Annotated in this window: 14 protein-coding genes; 7 read left to right on the top strand and 7 right to left on the bottom strand. The window is 69.1% G+C overall.

Features of this window, described 5'->3' with window-relative positions; genetic code table 11:
• Nucleotides 1-201: 201 nt before the first annotated feature.
• A complete protein-coding gene (locus tag ABH936_RS11480; RefSeq protein WP_404603308.1) occupies nt 202-2,955 on the top strand; it encodes a DivIVA domain-containing protein in 2,754 nt (917 codons plus the stop codon).
• A gap of 252 nt (nt 2,956-3,207) precedes the next feature.
• On the opposite strand, the gene cydC is transcribed toward ABH936_RS11480, so the two are convergent.
• Nucleotides 3,208-5,019, bottom strand: a complete 1,812-nt coding sequence (cydC, locus tag ABH936_RS11475; protein ID WP_081873551.1) for a thiol reductant ABC exporter subunit CydC — start codon at nt 5,017-5,019, stop codon at nt 3,208-3,210.
• Entirely contained in the window at nt 5,016-6,620 is a 1,605-nt protein-coding gene (cydD, locus tag ABH936_RS11470; RefSeq protein WP_038566614.1) for a thiol reductant ABC exporter subunit CydD, read from the bottom strand. The genes cydC and cydD overlap by 4 nt, the downstream gene beginning before the upstream one ends.
• A gap of 258 nt (nt 6,621-6,878) precedes the next feature.
• Between cydD and ABH936_RS11465 the strand changes: the two genes are divergently transcribed.
• The 5 genes from ABH936_RS11465 (at nt 6,879) to ABH936_RS11445 (ending at nt 12,703) form a co-directional block, all read left to right on the top strand.
• Entirely contained in the window at nt 6,879-8,141 is a 1,263-nt protein-coding gene (locus tag ABH936_RS11465) for a hypothetical protein (RefSeq protein WP_038566616.1), read from the top strand.
• Between the two features lie 238 nt (nt 8,142-8,379).
• Nucleotides 8,380-9,708: a sodium:proton antiporter gene (locus ABH936_RS11460; protein WP_074039667.1), complete on the top strand. Its 1,329-nt coding sequence runs from the start codon at nt 8,380-8,382 to the stop codon at nt 9,706-9,708.
• Between the two features lie 173 nt (nt 9,709-9,881).
• On the top strand, nt 9,882-11,252 hold the full coding sequence (locus ABH936_RS11455; protein ID WP_074039669.1) for an NAD-dependent succinate-semialdehyde dehydrogenase: 1,371 nt from the start codon (nt 9,882-9,884) through the stop codon (nt 11,250-11,252).
• A gap of 39 nt (nt 11,253-11,291) precedes the next feature.
• Nucleotides 11,292-11,750, top strand: coding sequence for a hypothetical protein (locus tag ABH936_RS11450; RefSeq protein ID WP_006947037.1), 459 nt, complete (start codon nt 11,292-11,294; stop codon nt 11,748-11,750).
• 269 nt (nt 11,751-12,019) lie between these two features.
• Nucleotides 12,020-12,703: a type 1 glutamine amidotransferase domain-containing protein gene (locus tag ABH936_RS11445; protein WP_047310650.1), complete on the top strand. Its 684-nt coding sequence runs from the start codon at nt 12,020-12,022 to the stop codon at nt 12,701-12,703.
• Nucleotides 12,704-12,853: 150 nt separating this feature from the next.
• Here ABH936_RS11445 and ABH936_RS11440 read toward each other — a convergent pair whose 3' ends face one another.
• Nucleotides 12,854-14,077 (bottom strand): MFS transporter, encoded by a 1,224-nt coding sequence (locus ABH936_RS11440; RefSeq protein WP_404603306.1) that lies wholly within the window; start codon nt 14,075-14,077, stop codon nt 12,854-12,856.
• Nucleotides 14,078-14,367: 290 nt separating this feature from the next.
• Here ABH936_RS11440 and ABH936_RS11435 point away from each other — a divergent pair, with 290 nt between their 5' ends.
• On the top strand, nt 14,368-14,895 hold the full coding sequence (locus ABH936_RS11435) for a hypothetical protein (protein ID WP_404603305.1): 528 nt from the start codon (nt 14,368-14,370) through the stop codon (nt 14,893-14,895).
• Between the two features lie 120 nt (nt 14,896-15,015).
• On the opposite strand, the gene cydB is transcribed toward ABH936_RS11435, so the two are convergent.
• From cydB to ABH936_RS11415, 4 genes are all read right to left on the bottom strand, one after another.
• The gene (cydB, locus tag ABH936_RS11430; protein WP_006947079.1) at nt 15,016-16,104 is read right to left on the bottom strand and encodes a cytochrome d ubiquinol oxidase subunit II; all 1,089 of its coding nucleotides are present in this window, start codon (nt 16,102-16,104) and stop codon (nt 15,016-15,018) included.
• 16 nt (nt 16,105-16,120) lie between these two features.
• A complete protein-coding gene (locus ABH936_RS11425) occupies nt 16,121-17,659 on the bottom strand; it encodes a cytochrome ubiquinol oxidase subunit I (protein ID WP_281711761.1) in 1,539 nt (512 codons plus the stop codon).
• Between the two features lie 138 nt (nt 17,660-17,797).
• Nucleotides 17,798-18,319, bottom strand: coding sequence for a hypothetical protein (locus tag ABH936_RS11420; RefSeq protein ID WP_404603303.1), 522 nt, complete (start codon nt 18,317-18,319; stop codon nt 17,798-17,800).
• A gap of 345 nt (nt 18,320-18,664) precedes the next feature.
• The gene (locus ABH936_RS11415) at nt 18,665-19,411 is read right to left on the bottom strand and encodes a hypothetical protein (protein WP_404603301.1); all 747 of its coding nucleotides are present in this window, start codon (nt 19,409-19,411) and stop codon (nt 18,665-18,667) included.
• Between the last annotated feature and the right edge of the window lie 158 nt (nt 19,412-19,569).

Here is a 19,569-nt window from a genome sequence, read left to right as displayed (position 1 = left end):
GCGACGGGGCGTGGCAGCGGACGTCAGGGCAGGGAGCCTGGGGCGGACATCGGTCGTCACGGTGAAGGGGCTGCAGCGGCGGCCGCGTCCGGCGTCATCGAACGACTCGGCGCGGTGCATGGGCGAACGCGCCGCCGGTGGCTAGGCTCGGTCGAGAACAGCGCCGTTCGACGGCGCACGTCACGACGAAGGGGATTGGCCATGATCACCGCTCGCGAGGTGCACGACGCCGAGTTTCGCCGCGCCGCGGCCGGCACGCCGGGATACGACGAGGTGGCTGTGGACGACTTCCTCGACCGTGTCATCGCGACGCTGACGGCGCTCGAGCAGGGCCACGGCAGCGTCACCGACGCCGTGACGTCCCACGAGGTCGTGGAGGCGGAGTTTCCCGAGCGAGCCGCCGACGTCAACGGCGGCTACGACATGGACGACGTCGACGACCTGCTCGACCGCGTCGCTCAGCGCCTGTTCGCCGCCGAGACCTCCGGTTCGAACGGCGGCGAGACGCTCCACGCCGACGATGAGTGGGAGCCCGCGAGTGGGTTGAGCGACGACGATCTCGTCGACCCCCGGCGCGACGACGGTGGTGTCCGTGACGCCGCGGCGCTCGCCGTCGCGTCAGGCGCGCCGCGCGGCGCGGTTCAGAGTGACACCAGGGCCGACGACGAGTGGCAGAGCGCCGCGGTGACCGACGGCGTTCGTTCTGGCGCCGACAATCAGCGTGGTGGCGCGGAGCCCACCCCCGAGCGTGGCTACGACCAGGTCGACGACTCGCTTGGGGGCTCGTTCGGCGAGCCCGGGGTGCGCGTGCCGCAGGTTCGCCCCGACGGCACGTGGGACGAGGAGCCGACCGACGAGACCCGTCACGAGAGGCTCGGCGAGCCCGGGGTGCGCGTGCCGCGGGTGCGTCCCGATGGATCGTGGGATGACGCCGACGAGCACGCTGACCACGAGGCGCCTGCGCTCGCGACTGGCGACGCCAAGTCTGAGGGCGACCCGGCGAGGGGATTCCTCGGTGCGCATGATGACGCGGGCGCTCAGGACGATCACCGCACCCAGCGTGTGGTCGATGCAGAAGATGTCGCGGGCGACTCAGAGCGGCGCGGCCCCAGTGGCGAGCACGTCGTCGAGGCAGGTGCGGGCGGCCGCGTCGTCGATGACGCCGTCGAGGGTGACGGGCACGCCGTCGATGACGAAAGGACCGTCCAGCAGGGCATCAACCCCGTCGGTGGGGAGCCGCTCGACGAAGCTGGCGACGCGCGCGACGAGGCCCGACGCGAGGCGTCGCAGGCGTCGGCGCAGGTGCACCCTGTTGGTGGCGGACTCGCCGCTACCGGCGACGAGCTGATCGACGACGAGGGCGCTGACGACGATTCTGGCCGCGACGCGGTCGCGTCGGCCGACGAGGGCGACGACAGGAGCGACGAGGCGTCGCGAGGCGTGACGATCGAACACATCGAGCGATCGGCCGAGTCGGGCGATCAGCGCGCGGCGACCATCCGTCCTTCGATGGGCCAGTCGTGGACGGGCGGCGCTGCCGGCGACGCGTCCACCGAGTCGGCCGCGGACGCGAACGACGTCGATGAGCAGGGCGCAGAGGCCCAGAGCGCAGGTGAGGTGCCCGTCGTACACGAGCCTGTCAGCGAAGAATCGATCATCTCCTACCCTGCGACGGATCATCGGGTTCCGTTGCCTCGCGGCGATGTTCGCCGTGCGATGTCCGACGCTGACCGCCAGGCGGAGGGGCACTACCACCCCGAGTTCAGCGCCTACGCCACGCCCGAGGTCTTCGCCGAGCCCGCCGGCTCCGAGATCCCGCCGGTCGAGCCGGCGGCGCCCCGCAGCGACGTGGTTGCCGAGCACCAGAGCGAACCGCGTCACCTCGATGAGACCCGCGTCGGCTCGGCCGCCGACCCCGCAGCCGCGGATTCCGTCCTCGATCACGCTGGCATGGACGGGGGTGCGTTCGACCGCACGCCGTCCGACGCTACTCCCGCTTCGACGCAGACCGGTGCCACGACCGAGTCGTCGCCGTGGGACGAGCCGATCGTGTCGCGTGACCCGGCCGTCGCGTCTCATCCCTCCGACGTAGCCGCGGACGACCCGTTTGCCGACGAGGCGCCGGTCGCCGCGTTCGACCCGCACGCTGGAAACGATTTCGATCCCTTCGCCCAGCCGAGCGGTCCGACCGCGATGACGCCGCGCCTGCCGTCGCCCGAGGCGGATGGCACGTCGCGTGCTCAGGTGGACGACGCCGGCGCACGCCACGACGAGACCCCCACGTCGCATGATGCGGTGCCCGGCTCGCGTCGCGAAGCGTCGGCGCACGTGGGTGAGGCGTTCGAGTCGCGTGACGAGACCTCCGCGTCCGACGCCCACACTGCTGCGCCCGATGACGAGTCGTCAGTAACAGGTAACGCAGCCGCCGGGGGAGACGACGAGGCGCCCGCGCCAGCATTTGCGGCGCTTCGCAGAGTCGCACCCGCCAAGGAGGAGGTCGCTCGCGTGCGTGAGCCCCACGACGATCGCGACGCGATGGGCGCCCCGGCGCCCGTCGCCGCCGAACTCGCCCGCCGCGCGGCCGAGCGCGAACGCCTCGCGGCTGCAGGCCACGCTGCAGAGGGAGAGTCTGCCGAGACGGCCCGGACGGTGGGTGACTCGTCAGACGCGTCCTCCAGCGTCCCCGCGCCCCAGGTGGACGGATCGGGCAGTGACGCAGCGGCCAGTTCGTCGCCGCAACGTGCCTCCGACGACACGCGGGCCGCGAACGGCGGTCAGGCCCCGTCGAGTGATGATGAAGACGACGCCTGGAGTGTCGGACGTCCGGAGCCCATCGACGCAGCCGAGCCGATCGACGCCGTGAAGCAGCCAGAGACGATCGAGGCGCCCAAGCCGTTGCCGGCGCGGGACGACACGTCCCGCAAGGGCATTCTGCGTCGCATCTTCAGGGGCTGATTCAAGGGCTGGGCGAGGCCACTGACGCGCCGCCCCCGGCGCGTCCATCCTGGTGGGCAACGTGTGACGGGCTGAGGAACCGATGGGCGTTCCCTGACTCGCTGGGCGTTGCCCATCGGCGCGTCGCCACCCTGAGACCACGGTGCTCGGCGCACCGACGACCCCGCGCCGGCGGTGCGTTCTTGCCCCAGGGGCAGCGATGCTCGCCGTCCTGGTCCATCGACGCATCGAACGCCGACCGGCCCGAGGTGATCAGGCTCGCGCGAACTCCAACTCGACGACGCGGTCGAGCGCGTCGAAGGCGACGGGGTGGTGGCTCACCATGACAACGGTGCGCCCGCCACTGGCTTCGAGCAGGTCGCGGATGACGGCGTCGGCGGTCGGGCCGTCGAGGTGAGCGACGGGTTCGTCGAGCGCGATCACGGGGCGTTCGCTCAGCAGCGCACGCGCAATGCCGAGGCGGGCGCGTTCGCCGCCGGAGAGGGAGCGCTCGGTGGCCGTGCCAGCCGTCGCGGCGCCGTCACGACCGGCGCCGACGAGGTACTCGCCGAGATGGGTGTCGAGGCCCTCGGTGAGCTCGTCGAGCCACCCACCGAGGCCGGCGCGACGCAGTGCCGCGCGCACCTCGTCGTCACTCGCACCCGGCTGCGCGAGAAGCAGATTGGCGCCAAGCGTCCCGGCGAACAGGTGCGGGTCGTCGTCGACGAACGCGATGCGCGAGCGCACGGCGTCGGCGTCGAGATCACGCACGTCGACGCCGTCCCAGCGGCAGGTGCCGCCGCTGGGGTCGAGGTGACGGGCGAGGACGGCGAGCAGCGTCGACTTGCCGCACCCGTTCGGGCCGGTGATGGCGAGATGCTCGCCCGGCGCGATCGTCAGCGTGTGCGGGCCGGTGTCGGTGCGCGCGCCCGTCCACGACGCGGTGACGTCGTCGAGTTCGATCGTCGGCGCGCCGTCGGCGACGCCGTGCGTGCCGCGGGCGGCGACGGCGGGGTCCTGCGTCAGCAGCGCCTGCAGACGATCCCGGGCCGCGGCCGAGCGCGCGAACGAACCGACCGCGTCCGGGATGAGCCCGACGACGTCGCCGAGCGCCAGCGGCGTCAGCAGCAGCAGCGCGGCGAACGGCCCGTCGATGGCGCCCGACCTGACCTCGCCGTCGAGCGTCCACGCCATGAGCAGGGTGGCGGCGCCCGTCGCGAGGAGCGTGAGCGCAACACCTGCGGCACGGCCGCGTGCCTGCGCCGTCGCGGCCTTCTCGACGTTCTTCTGCGCGTGCGCGAGCCACGCCATCGGCGCGTCCGTCGCGCCGATCGCCGCGAGTTCGGTGGCGCCGGAGCTCACGAGGTGCGCGACGCGATCGACCTGGCCGCGCGCCTTGAGGGACGCCGCCTGCCCGTGCCGCTCGAGGGCGAGATCCAGCCACCCGACGAGCGCCGCGACGACGATGAACCCGAGCATGACGAACCCGGCCGGCGGATGGATGAGGAACGTCGCGACGAGCGCCACCGCGGCAGCACCGACCGTCGTGATGAGGGGGACGATGACGCGCACCTGGATGTCGACCTCGTCGTCGAGATCGCGCACGACACCGGAGAGCAGATCGGCGCGTCGGCGAGTGCCCAACCGCGCGGGCGTGAGCGGCAGCAGCTGACGGTAGGCCGCCGTGCGCCGCTCGGTGAGGTCGGCCAGCGCCGCGTTGTGCGAGACGAGCCGCTCGACGTACCGGAAGACGGGGCGTCCGATGCCGAACGTGCGCACCGCGACGATCGCCGTCAGCAGCGTGAGGACGATGGGGCGCTGGCTCGCGCGCACGATGAGCCAGCCGGATGTCGCCGTCAGCGCCACGCCGCAGGCGAACGCGAGAGCGCCGATGAGGCCCGCGATGATGACGCCGCGCACCGGCACGAGCAGCGGGCGGCGCTGATCCGGGCGCGATCCGCGCTCGCGCGCGAAGCCGCCTCGCGCGTCGTCGGCGGGTGCCACATCGTCGGGTGTCACATCGGCATGTGTCACGCCCTGGCGTGACGCACTGTTCGAATCGGCTCGTGAGGCAACGCTGCTCATGCCGTCACCTCCTGGTCGTAACGCTGGGGTGAGCGGGCAGAGACGCGCCACTGATGGTCGGCTGCGGCGGCAAGGGCGTCGTCGTGGGTGACGACGACGACCGGCTTGCGCTTGCTCAGCGCGACGATGGCCGAGCGGATGTCGGCGGCGCTCGCCGGGTCGAGGTGGGCGGTCGGTTCGTCGAGCAGGACCATGGCCGCGTCGGAGAGCCAGGCGCGCGTCAGCACGAGACGCGCGCGTTGCCCGGCGGACAAGCCGAAGCCGTTGTCGCCGAGCGATGTTCGCACCCCGTCGGGCATCGACAGGACGACGTCGTCGAACCCCGTGGCCGCCATCGCGGTGCGCATCTCGTCGACGCTCGCGTCGTTGCCGAGCTCGAGGTTGGCACGCACCGACATCGGCGCGATGAACGCACGTTGGCTGACGAGGTGCGTGCTGGGCACCTCGAGGCGCCCCGAATCGGGCCTGCGCGCGCCGGCGAGGATCTCGAGCAGCGTCGACTTGCCGGAGCCGCTCGGTCCGGTGAGGGCCGTGAGGCCGTCGCGGACGACTCCCGTCGTGTGCGTGATCGCGGGCGCGCTCTGGCCCGGGTAGGTGTAGGTGACGCCGCTCATCATGGCGCGCGCGAGGCCGCTCGACGTCTCGGGTGCGGGGGCGTGCCAGGGGCGTTCACGCTCGTCGGCGAGCAGCGAGTCGATGGCCTCGACGCCGTCGGCCGCCGCGTGGAACTCCTGTCCGACGCGACGGATCGGCCAGTAGGCCTCCGGGGCGATGAGGATCGCCATGAGGCCGGTCAGCAGGGAGACGTGGCCGTTCGCGAGGCGCAGGCCGACGGCGACAGCGACCATAGCGACGGAGATCGTCGCGAGCAGGTCGAGGGCTGCGGAGGAGAGGAATGCGATGCGGAGCGTCCGCATCGTCGCGCTGCGGTGGCGATCACCGACCTTGCGCACCTGCTCGACCTGATGGTTGCCGCGCCCGTACGCGACGAGCGTCGGCAACCCGGCAACGACGTCGGCGAAGTGACCGGCGAGCATCGTCGTCTCGACCCAGCGTTCCGCCGTGGCGCGCTGCGTGTACTTGCCGATGAGCGCGGCGAACAGCGGCAGCAACGGCAGGGTGACGATGACGATGAGCGCGCTGCGCCAGTCGACCCACAGCATCGCGACGACGGCGAGCACCGGCACGACGCCCGCGGTGACGAGCGCCGGCAGATAGCGCGCGACGTACGGCTCGACGGCGGCGGCACCCTTCGTCGCCATCGTCAGCATCGCGCTCGGTGCGGGGCGTTCGTCCGCCGTCTGCGTCATCCAGCGGCGCATCGCGGCTTCGCGCAGTGCGCCGGAGACGCGTGCACCCGCGTGGGCTGCCGCGAGTTCGGTTGCGCCGGAGAGCATTCCGCGGGCTGCGAACAGCGCCAGCACCCACAGGCCCGGCGTCAGCAGCGCGTGCCCCTCGACGACGGCGACGACGAGGTGCGCCACCGCCACGGCCTGTGCGATCGCCACGATGCCGCCGAGGCCGCCCAGCAGGGCCAGCACGGCGACCGGGAGGCGGGTGGCGGGCGCGGCGCGCAGCAGGTGGGGGTCGAACGGACGCATGGCCCCATTCTCGCAGCCGACGGTGACAGCCCTCGCAACGGGCGAAACGGGATTTATGAGAGAGCCCTCGGGGAACCTTGTGACCCAACTCACTGCGGCGTGTCCGTGCTGGGTAGGGTGAGCGCGGGAGGGCTTCTCATGGCTGCCGGCACCTGTCGGCGTGCGGTTCGGGAGGCTCGCGCACTCTGCGCCTGCGTCGATCGATCCCGGGCGGCGCGCGCGGACGAAACCAGGACCAGCAGATTCTCAGGAGAACCCATGAGCCGCTCGATTCGTGTCACCAAGGCCGTCGCCGTCGCGTCGTTGTTCGGCGCCGCGACGATCGTGGCGCCCGCCGCCAACGCCGCCCAGGAACCGTCGATGACGATCACTCTCGGTGCGACCGTCACGGGCAAGACGGTCGACGTCGCCTACAAGGACAGCGGCGTCCAGTACTACGCCAACGACGGCCGGAAGGCGATGAGCCGCTACGGCGCGATGGCGTTCTTCGTCGACTACGGCGACGACAGCGACCCCGACGGCTACGACGGTCGCCCCGGCCTCACCTGCGAGACGACCGGCCCGACCTCGCCGTTCCGTGACTCGGTCTCCTCGGGCTACTCGCACACCTACCGCAAGGCGGGCACGTACACGATCACGGCCACCGGCTACTACTGCGGTGAGGGCGGCCTGCAGACGGTCGAGAAGACGACGACGGTCAACATCGCCAAGCCGGCGCCCGCGCCGAAGGTGAGAGCCGCCGCGCACATCGAGTACACGGTGGACGGCCTGACCGCGACCCTCGTGCCCTCCGTCACCGGCACGCAGCACGAGATGAAGTACGGCCGCAACAAGCACGCCAAGTACGGTGTGCCGCTCGTGTACACGATGTCGTTCCCGGAAGGTGCCGAGGTCTCCGGCGGCGCCACGAAGGGTGGCATCAAGCGTGCCACCTGCACGAAGCACGGCTCGGTCGAGTTCGACCCGGTGATGCTGAGCGGCGATCCTGTCGTTGTCACCTTCCCGAAGCCGGGCACCTACGAGGTGACGCTGAGCGCCGATGTCTGCACGAGCCAGCGCATCGTGTCGAAGACTGTGACGATCGTCGTCCCGCCGACGGACCCGACGCCGACGGACCCGACCCCGGAGCCCACGACGCCGACGCCGAAGCCGACCGAGCCGACCCCCACCCCGACGACGCCGGTCCCGACCACGCCTGCTCCGACCACCCCGGTTCCGACGACGCCGGTCCCGACCACCCCGGCTCCGACGACGCCGGTCCCGACCACCCCGGCTCCGACGACGCCGGCTCCGACGACGCCGGCTCCGACCACCCCGGTTCCGACGACGCCGACGACCAACACGACCGTCCCGACGACGACGACGTCGACGACGGCTGCGACCACGCCCGGCACGGGCCCCAAGGTCGAGACCGACCGCATGGGTGACGACACCAACGCCCTTTCGCTCGGCGTCGCGGGTCTCGTCGGTGCGGGTGCGCTCGGCGGCATCGTCGTCGCTCGCCGTCGCCTTCAGCAGTGACGCCGCGGTCCTGAACCGCTGACCACGCCCCACCCTGGCCCTCGCCCGGTGGGGGTGTGGTGCGTCCGGCTGGCCTTCGAATCGGCGCGGATCCCAGGTGCCACGCGGGCTGGACACGACGCGGAGCGCAGGGCCGACGGGGTGTGCGCTCGGACGCCGACGTGCGGCGGGTGCGCTCATCGCCTACTGTCGCGAGCGAATCCCTCCCCCTGAGTTCCCACTGAATCGAAGGCGTCTCGTGGCCATTGACCTCGTCTGGATCGTGCTCGGCTTCGCGCTGCTGCTCGCGGTCTTCCTCCCGACCGCCGTCGAGCGCTTCCCGTTGTCGACGCCGATGGTGCTGCTCGGCGTCGGGGCGCTCGTCGGCCTCGCGCCGATGCCGAAGGGGTTCACGTTCTCGCCGCAGGAGCACGAGGCGTTCGTCCTGCATGCCTCCGAGGCGACGGTGCTCGTCGCGCTCATGGGTGTCGGTCTCGCGCTCGATCGGCCGATGCGCGTTCGCAGCCTGACGTCGTGGCGCGCGTGGGCGCCGACGTGGCGTCTGCTCGCCATCGCGATGCCGCTCGGCATCGTGGGCGTCTCACTGCTCGGCTGGACGCTCGGTCTGGCCGCGCCGACGGCGTTGCTGCTCGCCGCGGCGCTCGCCCCGACGGACCCGGTGCTTGCCTCCGACGTCCAGGTCGATGGGCCGCAGACCGAGGCCACGCAGGAGATGACGCAGGACACCGAGATCGACGAGTCGGACGAGGTGCGGTTCGCGCTGACGTCGGAGGCCGGTCTCAACGACGGTCTCGCGTTCCCGTTCGTCTACGCCGCGATCCTGTGGGCGAGCGAGGGCTCGCCGTCGCACTGGGGGTGGAAGTGGCTCGGTTGGGAACTCGTCGGCAAGGTCGCGCTCGGCGTGGCCGTCGGCCTCGTCGTCGGGTGGGTGCTCGGCAAGCTGTTCTTCCGGCTGCCGGCGAAGAAGTATCGCCTCGCCGACGCCGGTGAGCCGCTCGCCGCGCTCGCGGCGATCATGTGCTCGTACGGGCTGACGGAGCTCGCCGGCGGGTACGGGTTCCTCGCCGTGTTCGTCACGGCGATGGCGATGCGTCAGGCCGAGCGCGGCCACCGTTACTACGCGGACATGCACGCGTTCATCGAACGTCTCGAGCAGATCCTCACCCTCGTCATGCTCCTGCTGCTCGGCGCGGCGGCGACGAACGGTGTTCTCGCGCACGCTGATTGGCGCAGTGCCGTCATCGTCGCGGCCCTCATCCTCGTCATCAGGCCCGGCGGGGCGTGGCTGTCGCTGCTCGGGCGGCGCGACGACACGGCGAAGGCCGTCGGCCTGACGACGGGGGAGCGCTGGATCACGTCGTTCTACGGCGTGCGCGGCATCGGCTCGATCTTCTACATCGCGTACGCGACGGGGCACGCCGACTTCGCGGGCAGCGACTGGCTGTGGTCGACGATCGCCCTCGCCATCATCGTCAGCGTCGTCGTGCACGGCTCCACCGTCACGCCCGCGATGAACTGGCTCGAACGTCACCGCACGAACCACCGTCGGGCGCTCGCGGACGCTTGATCCACCTGCGCCCCGAGGGCGCCTGCGCTGCACCCCGGCGCCGGGCTGGCAGGGCCGCACACGCGGGCGCGTTTCTTCACCCCTCGAGGTGAAAAACTGCGTGCAGGAATGCTTCTGGGGGCCGGTGGTGTTGTGATCGATGAGAGAGCTCATCGATCTGAAGGAGAGACCTCATGGCCTACCGCACCGAGAACCCCGCCACCGGCGTCGTCGAGAAGGAGTACAACTCCGCGACGGATGCTGACGTCACCCGCGCCATCGAGCGCGCCGACGCCGCGTTCGGCACGTGGCGCACGACGGACGCGTCCGAGCGCGCCTCCGTCCTCGCCAAGGTCGCCGACATCTACGACGAGCGCGCCGACGAGCTCGCCCGCGTCATCGGCGCCGAGATGGGCAAGCCGCTCGCGCAGGCGCAGGGTGAGGTCGCGCTCGCGTCGTCGATCTTCCGCTGGTACTCCGAGCACGGTGAGGAGCTGCTCGTCGAGGAGCAGCTGAACATCGGCGACGACGCGAAGTCGCTCGTCGTCACCGACCCGATCGGTGTTCTCATGGGCGTCATGCCCTGGAACTTCCCGCACTACCAGGTCGCGCGGTTCGTCGCGCCGAACCTCATGCTCGGCAACACGATCCTGCTCAAGCACGCCTCGATCTGCGCGCGCACGGCCGAACTGATCGAGGAGATCCTCCACGCCGCGGGTGTGCCGCGGGATGCCTACATCAACCTGTTCGTCAGCAACGAGCAGATCACGTCGATCATCGAGGACCCGCGCGTGCGCGGCGTCTCGCTGACCGGTAGCGAGGGCGCCGGCAAGGCCGTCGCCGAGACCGCGTCGCAGAACCTCAAGAAGAGCGTCCTCGAACTCGGTGGCTCGGACGCGCTCATCGTCCTCGACGACGTCGACGTCGCCGAGACGGCGAAGGCCGTCGCCACCGCGCGCATGAGCAACGCCGGGCAAGCCTGCAACTCCCCGAAGCGCATCTTCGTTCCGTCGACGATGTTCGACGACTTCGTCAACGGCGTTGTCGCCACCGTCGAGGGCATGAAGGTCGGCAACCCGGACGACGAGGGCACGGACATGGGCCCGCTTTCGTCGGTCGAGGCTCGCGACGACGCGATCGCCCAGGTCGAGCGCGCCGTCGAGCAGGGTGCGACCCTGCGCACGGGTGGCACGGCGCTCGAGCAGGACGGCGCCTGGATGGCCCCCGCCGTGCTCACCGGTGTCACGCGTGAGATGGACGCCTTCAAGGAGGAGATCTTCGGCCCCGTCGCCGTCGTCTACTCCTACGACTCGATCGACGAAGCCGTCGAGCTCGCCAACGACTCCTCCTTCGGCCTGTCCGGCTCCGTCTGGGGCAAGGACACCGACAAGGCGGAGCAGATCGCCCGACGCCTCGAGGTCGGCATGGCCTATGTCAACGAGCACGGCACGACGAAGGCCGGCCTGCCATTCGGTGGTGTGCGCCGCTCCGGTTACGGGCGTGAGCTCGGACGCTGGGGCTTCGGCGAATTCGCCAACACGAAGCTCGTCCGCGTCGCCAAGTGATCGATGCGTCGTGACCCGCGACGCGAGGAGGAAATAACCATGACTCGTTTCACCCGACTGATCGAGTCCGTCCGGTCACTCGCCGAGCCGGCCCCGCCTGCGACCCGTGGGCAGGAGGTGGCCCGTCTCGGCCTCGGAGCCTTCATGTCGTTCGCCGGTGTCTCGCACCTGACGTTCGCCCGCAAGGACTTCCAGGCGCAGGTGCCGGACTGGTTCCCGATGGACAAGGACGTCGTCGTCCTCGCCTCCGGTGTCGTCGAGGTCGCGTTCGGTGCGGCGATGCTCACCCTGCCGCAGCGTCGCGCTGCGGTGGGGGTGGCGCTCGCCGCCTTCTACGCCGCGATCTTCCCCGGCAACATCAGCCAGTACGCGGAGCGGCACGACGCCTTCGGTCTCGACACCGACACCAAGCGCCTCGTCCGCCTGTTCGGCCAGCCCGCCCTCATCGCTGCTGCGCTGTCGGCGGCCGGCTTCCCCCGACGAGGCTCGCGTCGCTGATCTCAGCGTTTCGCACCCAAGCGAAGGAGACCCCAATGTCGGACACCACGCAGCTCACGTAGACCGAGAAGGCCAACCTCGACCTCGCACACGGTACACATGCACCCTGTTCCGCGTCGAAGACGGCAAGCTCGTCGAATTCGTCAAGGAGTGGAACAAGCTGCCGATGTGGCAGCAGCTCGGCTGGCCGATCGAGAGTGCCTCAGCTACCACGAGTGACGACTCGCCCCGATGCGAACGCCGCTCACTGAATCACCAAGGAGATTGACATGTCCAACGTTCTCTTCGTCGTCACCGGCGCCCGCTCCTGGACCCTGGCCGACGGCTCGAGCGTCCCGACGGGTTACTGGGCGGAAGAACTTCTCACCCCCTACCGTCTGATCACCGGGGCAGGTCACTCGGTCACGTTCGCCACGCCCGGCGGTGTGACGCCGGTGGCCGATGAGGTCAGCCTCGCCCCCGACGCGAACGGCGGCGCTGACGTGCGTCCTGACCTCGACGCGATCGACGGCCTGCAGCACCCCATGAAGCTCGAGGACGTCGTGCTCGGCGACTATGACGCGGTGTTCTACCCGGGTGGGCACGGCCCGATGGAAGACCTTGCGCAGGACGCCACGTCCGGCAAGCTCATCGCGGACGCGCTCGAGGGCAGCAAGCCTGTCGCGATCGTGTGCCACGGCCCGGCAGCGCTGCTTCCGGCGCGGACGTCGGCGGGCGAGCCCGTCGTCGCCGGACGCAAGATCACCGGCTTCTCCAATGAGGAGGAGAAGGCCGCCGGCAAGGCTGACAAGGCCAAGTGGTTGCTGGAGGACCGGCTGCGCGAACTCGGCGCCGACGTCTCGACCGGCCCCGCCTGGCAGCCGTTCACCGTCGTCGACGGTGACCTGCTGACGGGTCAGAACCCGGCATCGTCCGAGGCGCTCGCCAAGAAGCTGCTCGAGCGCCTGAGCTGAGCCTGCCTGCGCCACGCGCGAACATGCTGAAGGCGCCTGGATCCCCATGGGGTCCAGGCGCCTTCGGTGTTCACGGGCGGCCGGCGAACGGGGGCCGATTGGGCTCGGCTCTCACGTGGCGTGGCGCCTCGTCGTGCGAGATGATCGGGCTCAGTCCGATGCCCCGCGCATCATGGGGATGCTCGCGACGAGGACGACCAGCGAGGTGAGCGCGCAGAAGAGAGCCAGGCTCGCGCTGATGGACAGGCGTGTCGTGAGCAACCCCGCCAGCACGACGGGGATCGTGATGCCGATGTAGGCGGCCAGGAAGACACCAGCCACGCTTCCCCCGGTGTGTCCGGCCTCGCTGACCGCGGAACCGACGGCGACAGCACTTTGGAAGAGCAGGCCGATCCCGGCCCCCGCCATGACCGCGCCGCCTGCGTACAGGACGAAGGGGTGGGTGAGTGCGGACGCCGCGACGCACCCGAGGCCGGCGACGGTGAACAGGACGCCGCACACGATCTTCGTTCGCGGGTTGGGGATCGGAAGGGCGACCTGGGCCAGGGCAGATGCCCCCATGGCGAGGAAGACGACCACGCCGCACACGAGCGGAGACGAGCGATGTGCGACGTGCGCCAGGAACGTCCCCGTCATCGACGTCAGGATGCCCAGTGCAGCGAAGGCCGCGCCGGCCACGACCTGCGCTGAGCGAAAACGAGCTTCATGACCTGGTCGGACGACGGCGCGCTGCGGTCGATACCTCGGGCGCTCGTTCGCCGGTGTTGCCGGGTTGGTCTCGGGGATTAACGCGAGCGCGAGGCCCACCCCGGCGAGCAGGACGAAGAAGACCACGTAGGGCGTCCTCAAGGGGGCCGGGGCCCACTGCACGAGGACTCCACCGACGAGGGGGCCGAGGGCCAGCCCGCCAGTGTTCACGCTCGACGCCACCGTCGAGGCGAAACTGCTCGGCTCGTGCGGGCGATGAACGCGCCGCAATTCACCGAGCATCGCTGTTGCTGCCGGAGTCAGTATGCCGATCCCCACACCACACAGCAGCCGGGCGACCAACAGCGCCGGCACGGATGGCGAACCGATGAAGATCGCCGCGCTCACCAGAGAGACTGCGGTGGCGATCGCGATCATGCGGCGTCGCCCGAACTGGTCACTCAGGTGGCCCGCGAGGTAGAGGCTTGCCATGACGCCCAGCCCGTAGGCCGCGAAGATGGCGGTGATCATCACGGTGGGGAAGTGATCGTGGCGTTGGTAGAGCGGATAGATCGGCGTCGGGACGGTCGAGTAGGCCATGAGCATGGGAAACGCCGCCGCAAGCAGCCAGAAACCGCGTCCGTGGAGTGCGGCATCGGCGTCATGCAGGACGGGTGTCGTGGTCATGGAGGACATGATGGGGGTGAGTCGGCCCCGACACCAATTGGCCCCTGATAGATCGCTGTCCCGAGGAATGGGCCGAGCGTCACGATCCGGCGCCAGAGGGCGTGCGAAGCGCGCGGGTACCCGACACGCGTCGCAGCCCGTCAAACGTTTGAACCCGCAGGAAGCTGAAGCTGCCAGGGTTCATGGAGCGAGAAGATCGTCCCCAGGGGTATGGTCACCTTGACTTGCTGTGAGACGCTTCACGATGTACTGCACATCATCCCGACACTGGCACCCGATCCGAGGACACCATGACAGACATCACCCGTCGCAGTATCACCTCCGGTGCGGCGTGGAGCTTGCCCGCCATCACCGTGGCCGCGGCAGCACCGTCCAGCGCGGGCTCTCCCCCTCCGCCCAGCATCAGGCGCGCCTTCTCCGTCACACGTTCGTCGAACGTGCTCACCGTGCAGAGCAACAACGACAGCACGAGCTACTATCAGGTCCTCAACGTGACGTCGAACACCAAGCTGACGAATGTCAGGGCCTCGGTGCTCGTCAACGTGTCGGGCCTGCAGTTCACCGGGTCGACAGGCTGGTCGCAGGTGACTCAGGATAAGCAGACGTACGTCGACAACGGCATCACGTATTACCGCTACTTCGCCACCCTCACGGCGCCCGTGCCCGCGCCTGTCAATGGAACCGTCACGATTCCCAGTTTTAGGTGGACGAGCGCTACGTCGTCCGCGCTCACGAGGTCGGTCTACGTCAATGGCCGTGGCACCATCGCGATCGACGGCACGGACGTGATCCAGATCGGGGCCTACCGCGTCGTGTGACCCATCCGCGACGTCACCCGCAATGGCAGGCGCCACCATTCCTCTGGAATGGTGGCGCCTGCTGTTGCACCTTCGCTCACAGCGAAGTCATGAGGCGATCGTGGGCCAGGACGTGAGTCGTCAGTGGACCTTGATCGGGTCGGGGCGGCTCGGGTCGACCGCCTTGGGGATGTGACGCGTCGTGATGCGCTTGCGGAACACCCAGTACGTCCAGCTCTGGTAGATGAGGACGATCGGGGTGAAGATCAGCGCGACCCACGTCATGATGACGAGCGTGTGGTGCGAGCTCGCCGCGTTCGTCGTCGTCAGCGACCACGCCGGGTTCGTCGAGCTCGGCATGACGTTCGGGAACAGCATGAGGAAGTACGTCAGAACGAACAGGGCGATCGCGACGAACGTGCACAGGAACGCCAGGCCCTCCTTGCCGCGCATGTTGAAGAACAGCCCGGTGAGGAAGATGACGGCGAGTGCGACGGTCGTGATCCACGACCACACCGAGCCGCCTTCGATGCCCAGCCACAGCAGCAGGACGACGGCGGCGACGGCGGCCGCGAGGCCGATCTTCGTGCCGAGCGCGCGAGCGTCGTGACGGATGGCGCCGTCGGTCTTGAGCGCGACGAAGAAGCAGCCGTGCGTCATGAACACGAGCATCGTCGTGACGCCGCCGAGCAGCGACACCGGGTTGAGCATGGTGAGCAGGTTGCCCGTGTACTCCATGTCCTGGTTGATCGGCAGGCCGTGGACGATGTTCGTCAGCGCGACGCCCCAGAGGATCGCCGGCAGGAACGAACCGAACACGATGGCGGCGTCCCAGCCGCGGCGCCAGCCGTCCGAGTCACGCTTGTGGCGGTACTCGAAGCCCATGTTGCGCACGATGAGTGCGACGAGGATGAGCAGCAGCGGCAGGTAGGCGCCCGAGAACAGCGTCGCGTACCAGTTCGGGAACGCGGCGAAGGTCGCGCCACCAGCAGTGAGCACCCACACCTCGTTGCCGTCCCAGACCGGGCCGATCGTATTGAGCATGACGCGGCGGCGTCGCTCGTTCTCGCCGATGTGGTCGGTGACCGGGTCGGTGACGCCCGTCGCCTCCGCCTTGCCCTTGCCGAGCACGGGAAGCAGCATGCCAACACCGAAGTCGAAGCCCTCGAGGACGAAGTAACCCGTCCAGAGCACGCCGATGATGATGAACCAGAAAGTGGTGAGTTCCATCGTTCAACCTCGCCTATCAGTACGCGAACGCGAGTTCGTCATCGTCGGAACCGGCGGAGCCGTGGCCATCGTCGTGACCACCGGGCAGATCCTCACCGTCGGAGGCGACGGGCTCGGCGCCCTTCTTCATGTAGTCCATGAACAGCTTCACCTCGACGACGGCGAGTGCGCCGTACAGCAGCGTGAAGACGATCATCGACGTCAGCACCTCACCCGAGGTGACGCTCGGGCTGACGCCCTGCTTCGTCGTCATGAGGCCGTTGACGATCCACGGCTGGCGGCCGATCTCGGTGAAGATCCAGCCGATGCTCATCGCCGCGACCGGCGACAGCGCGCCGACGAGGGCGGCCGGGCCCATCCAGCGGTTCGTCGCGTTGCGGCCCTTGCGGGTCAGCCACAGCACCCAGCAGGCGATGAGCATGGAGATCGCGCCCCAACCCATCATCCAGCGGAAGCTCCAGTACGACCACATGATGTTAGGCGCGTACGTGTCCGCCGCCGTCAGCTCGTTGCCGCTGTACTTGGCCTTCTGGGATTCCTCGAGGTTGTTGATGCCCTCGACCTTGCCGTGGAAGTCACCCGTCGCGAGGAACGACAGCAGGTTGGGCACGGTGACCGCGAACTTCTCCTGCTTGCCGTCACGCGTACCGACGGTGAAGATCGAGAACGGCGCGTCCTTCTCCTGCGTCTCGTACAACGCCTCCGCGGCAGCCATCTTCATCGGCTGCACCTCGGTCATGACCTTGCCCTGCAGGTCGCCGGTGATGACGACGAACAGGCTCGAGACGAGCAGGACGATCGCGCCGACGCGCGAGCCCTTGCGGTACATCGTGAGGTCGTCGGAGGTCGACGCCAACTTCGTCGCGCCCGTCGAACCGTCGGAACGGCCTTCGAGAGCCTCACCCTTGATGGCTTCGGCAGCAAGAGTGCGCTTGCGCAGATTCCACAGCATGACGCCCATGACGACGGCGCCACCGACCATGTACGAGCTCGCGATGACGTGCGGGAACGTGACGAGCTGGACCTTGTTCGTCAGGACGGCGACGAAGTCGGTGAGCTCCGCGCGGTGAGTCGTCGGGTTGTACTTGTAACCGACGGGGTTCTGCATGAACGAGTTCGCGGCGAGGATGAAGTACGCCGACAGCACCGTGCCGATGTGGACGATCCAGATCGTCGCGGCGTGCAGCTTCTTGGGCAGTCGGCCCCAGCCGAAGATCCACAGACCGAGGAACGTCGACTCGAGGAAGAACGCGAGCAGCGCCTCGATCGCGAGCGGCGCGCCGAAGATGTCGCCGACGAAACGCGAGTAGTCGCTCCAGTTCATGCCGAACTGGAACTCCTGCACGATGCCGGTGACGAGACCGAGCGCGAAGTTGATCGTGAACAGCTTGCCGAGGAACTTCGCGACCCTCAGATGCTGCGTGTTACCCGTGCGCAACCATGCGGTGTGGTAACCGGCGACGACGGCAGACAAGCCGATCGTGATCGGCACGAACAGGAAGTGGTAGACCGTCGTGATGGCGAACTGCCATCTCGCCAGCTCCAAGGCATCCATGAGTGACCCCTCGACGAGATGAATGTGAAGACTTTCACAACCACGCTACGGGGTGAGTTCCGCAATCCGTGGGGACCATGGTCCTGACGTAGGCGTGTCGTGCCTCACGCGGCGCCCGAACCGGCCGCCTGCCACGCGTCAGGTCGTGGCCTCGCCGGACGGTGACGGGTCCGGCGCCATCTCCCCACCGTCGAGAGCGCCGACGGGGCGCGGCACCGCGATCTTCTCGTTCCAGCGTGAGAACATCGCCGTGCCCAGGTCGTCCGTGCCCGCGGCCTCGTCGACGACCTTGAGGAGGTCGTGCGTGTCGTCGGTGGTCACCCAGGCGCGAGTGTCTCCGTCAGCGCTGACGATCTTGTACGCCGGCCTGCCGTCGAGCGTCTCGGGCGTCAGGGTGCCGTCGCCGAGGTGACCCCACTTGGCGTCGGTGGTGTCGCCCATGGCCTCGATGTACGACTTGGCGCTGAGGTCGGACAGGTCCTTCTGGCCGAACGCGCTGTCGGGCACCTTGATCCACCGGTTCGCCGGTGGGCTCGAGCCCTGGAGGGACGGGTCGTCCTTGTCGACGGAATCCCAGTACGTGCGATCGCCCTTGAGGTAGACGTCATGGGAGATGCGACGCATCGTCACGTGGCCCACCTCGTCACCCTCGTAGGACATCTCCGACGGCTCGCCGTCAGCTCGCCGAGGAAGGTGGCCCTGGGGCCGGAGCCGTCCGCGCTGTCCGTTCCCGTCAACGACAGGGAGGTGTAACCGCGCACCGACTGCTGGGTGCGCCACCAGACATCCTTCGCGCTCGGCTGTTCCGCCGGGGCGGAGGCGCTCGTCGATGCGGCGCCTGGTGCCGTCGAGCTCCCCGACGGGCCCTTCACCGGACCCGCCGCGGGCTGCCCCGCGTCATGCCCCATCGTGCAGCCGCTCAGCACCACCGCCGTCACGGCGATGGTGCTGAGCGTGCGGGACGCGGGCAACGCGGTCGTCCTGTCAGGGAGGCGGAGCAACAGCTCAACTGCCCATCGCGTCCGTGATGGACGTGGCACCGCTCGGTGCCTTGATGCCGTAATCCTTGTCGTGCGACAGGAACGTCACCGTCCTCATCGACTCATCGGACTTCGTCGACGAGCCCGACGTGGAGGCGACGGAGGCGCTGTCGAAGCCCTCGGTCTTGAGGATGTCGCGGCGATCCTCCTGCGACACCCACGCGGTGACCTTCTTGTCCTCGCTCTGGATCTTCCAGGCATCCTTTCCGTCGGCCTTGTCCTCCGACACGGTGGCCTTGTCGGAGAGCAGCTTCTTGTTCGGCTCCGAGGAGTCGTTCTTGATGTTGTCGATGAGTTCCTTGAACCCGGTGTTGGACGAACCGTCCGCCGGCATCTCGAGCCACTTGTCGGCGATCTTGTCCGTGTTGGATGCCGCGGGCGAACCCGAACTCGTCTGCGTGAAGAAGGCCTTGTTGGCCTTCATGTAGTTCTTGGAGTCAACTGTGATGAGGTCCATCGTGCCGTCGCCGATCTTGCCGCTCATCTCGAGCTTGCCGCCGTTGACGTCGCCCTTGGCCGTCATCGTGGCCGGCTTGCCGTCCGAGGTGCCTTCGCCCTTGAGCTCGAGGCTCTTGTAGGCGCCGGCGGTGTCCTGGGCCTTGTTCCAGGCGGCCTTGGCCTTCGGAGCCTCCTTGCTCGAGCAGCCGGTGACACCGGCTGCCGTGCCGGCCGCGAGGACGAGGGCGATGGCGGACGTGCGGAGCTTCGTCATGGTTTTCCTCCCAGAGACGTTGGATGTGCCCCCAGTGTTGCAGGTGGCCTTCACCGTTCAGACGTGTCGGGCACCGGCATCGTGACCTTCGTCGCCGAGGGAGTCGAGCGGTGGGTGCCCCGGCATGATCGTGTGCGTCGTTCGGGCCGCGCGCTGCC

It is taken from the genome of Dermacoccus sp. GAS27A, from assembly GCF_044909235.1.
GTDB classification, from domain to species: Bacteria; Actinomycetota; Actinomycetes; order Actinomycetales; family Dermatophilaceae; genus Dermacoccus; species Dermacoccus nishinomiyaensis.
The sequence above is the reverse complement of the archived record's forward strand: the minus strand, read 5'-3'. Positions and strand labels throughout refer to the sequence as shown.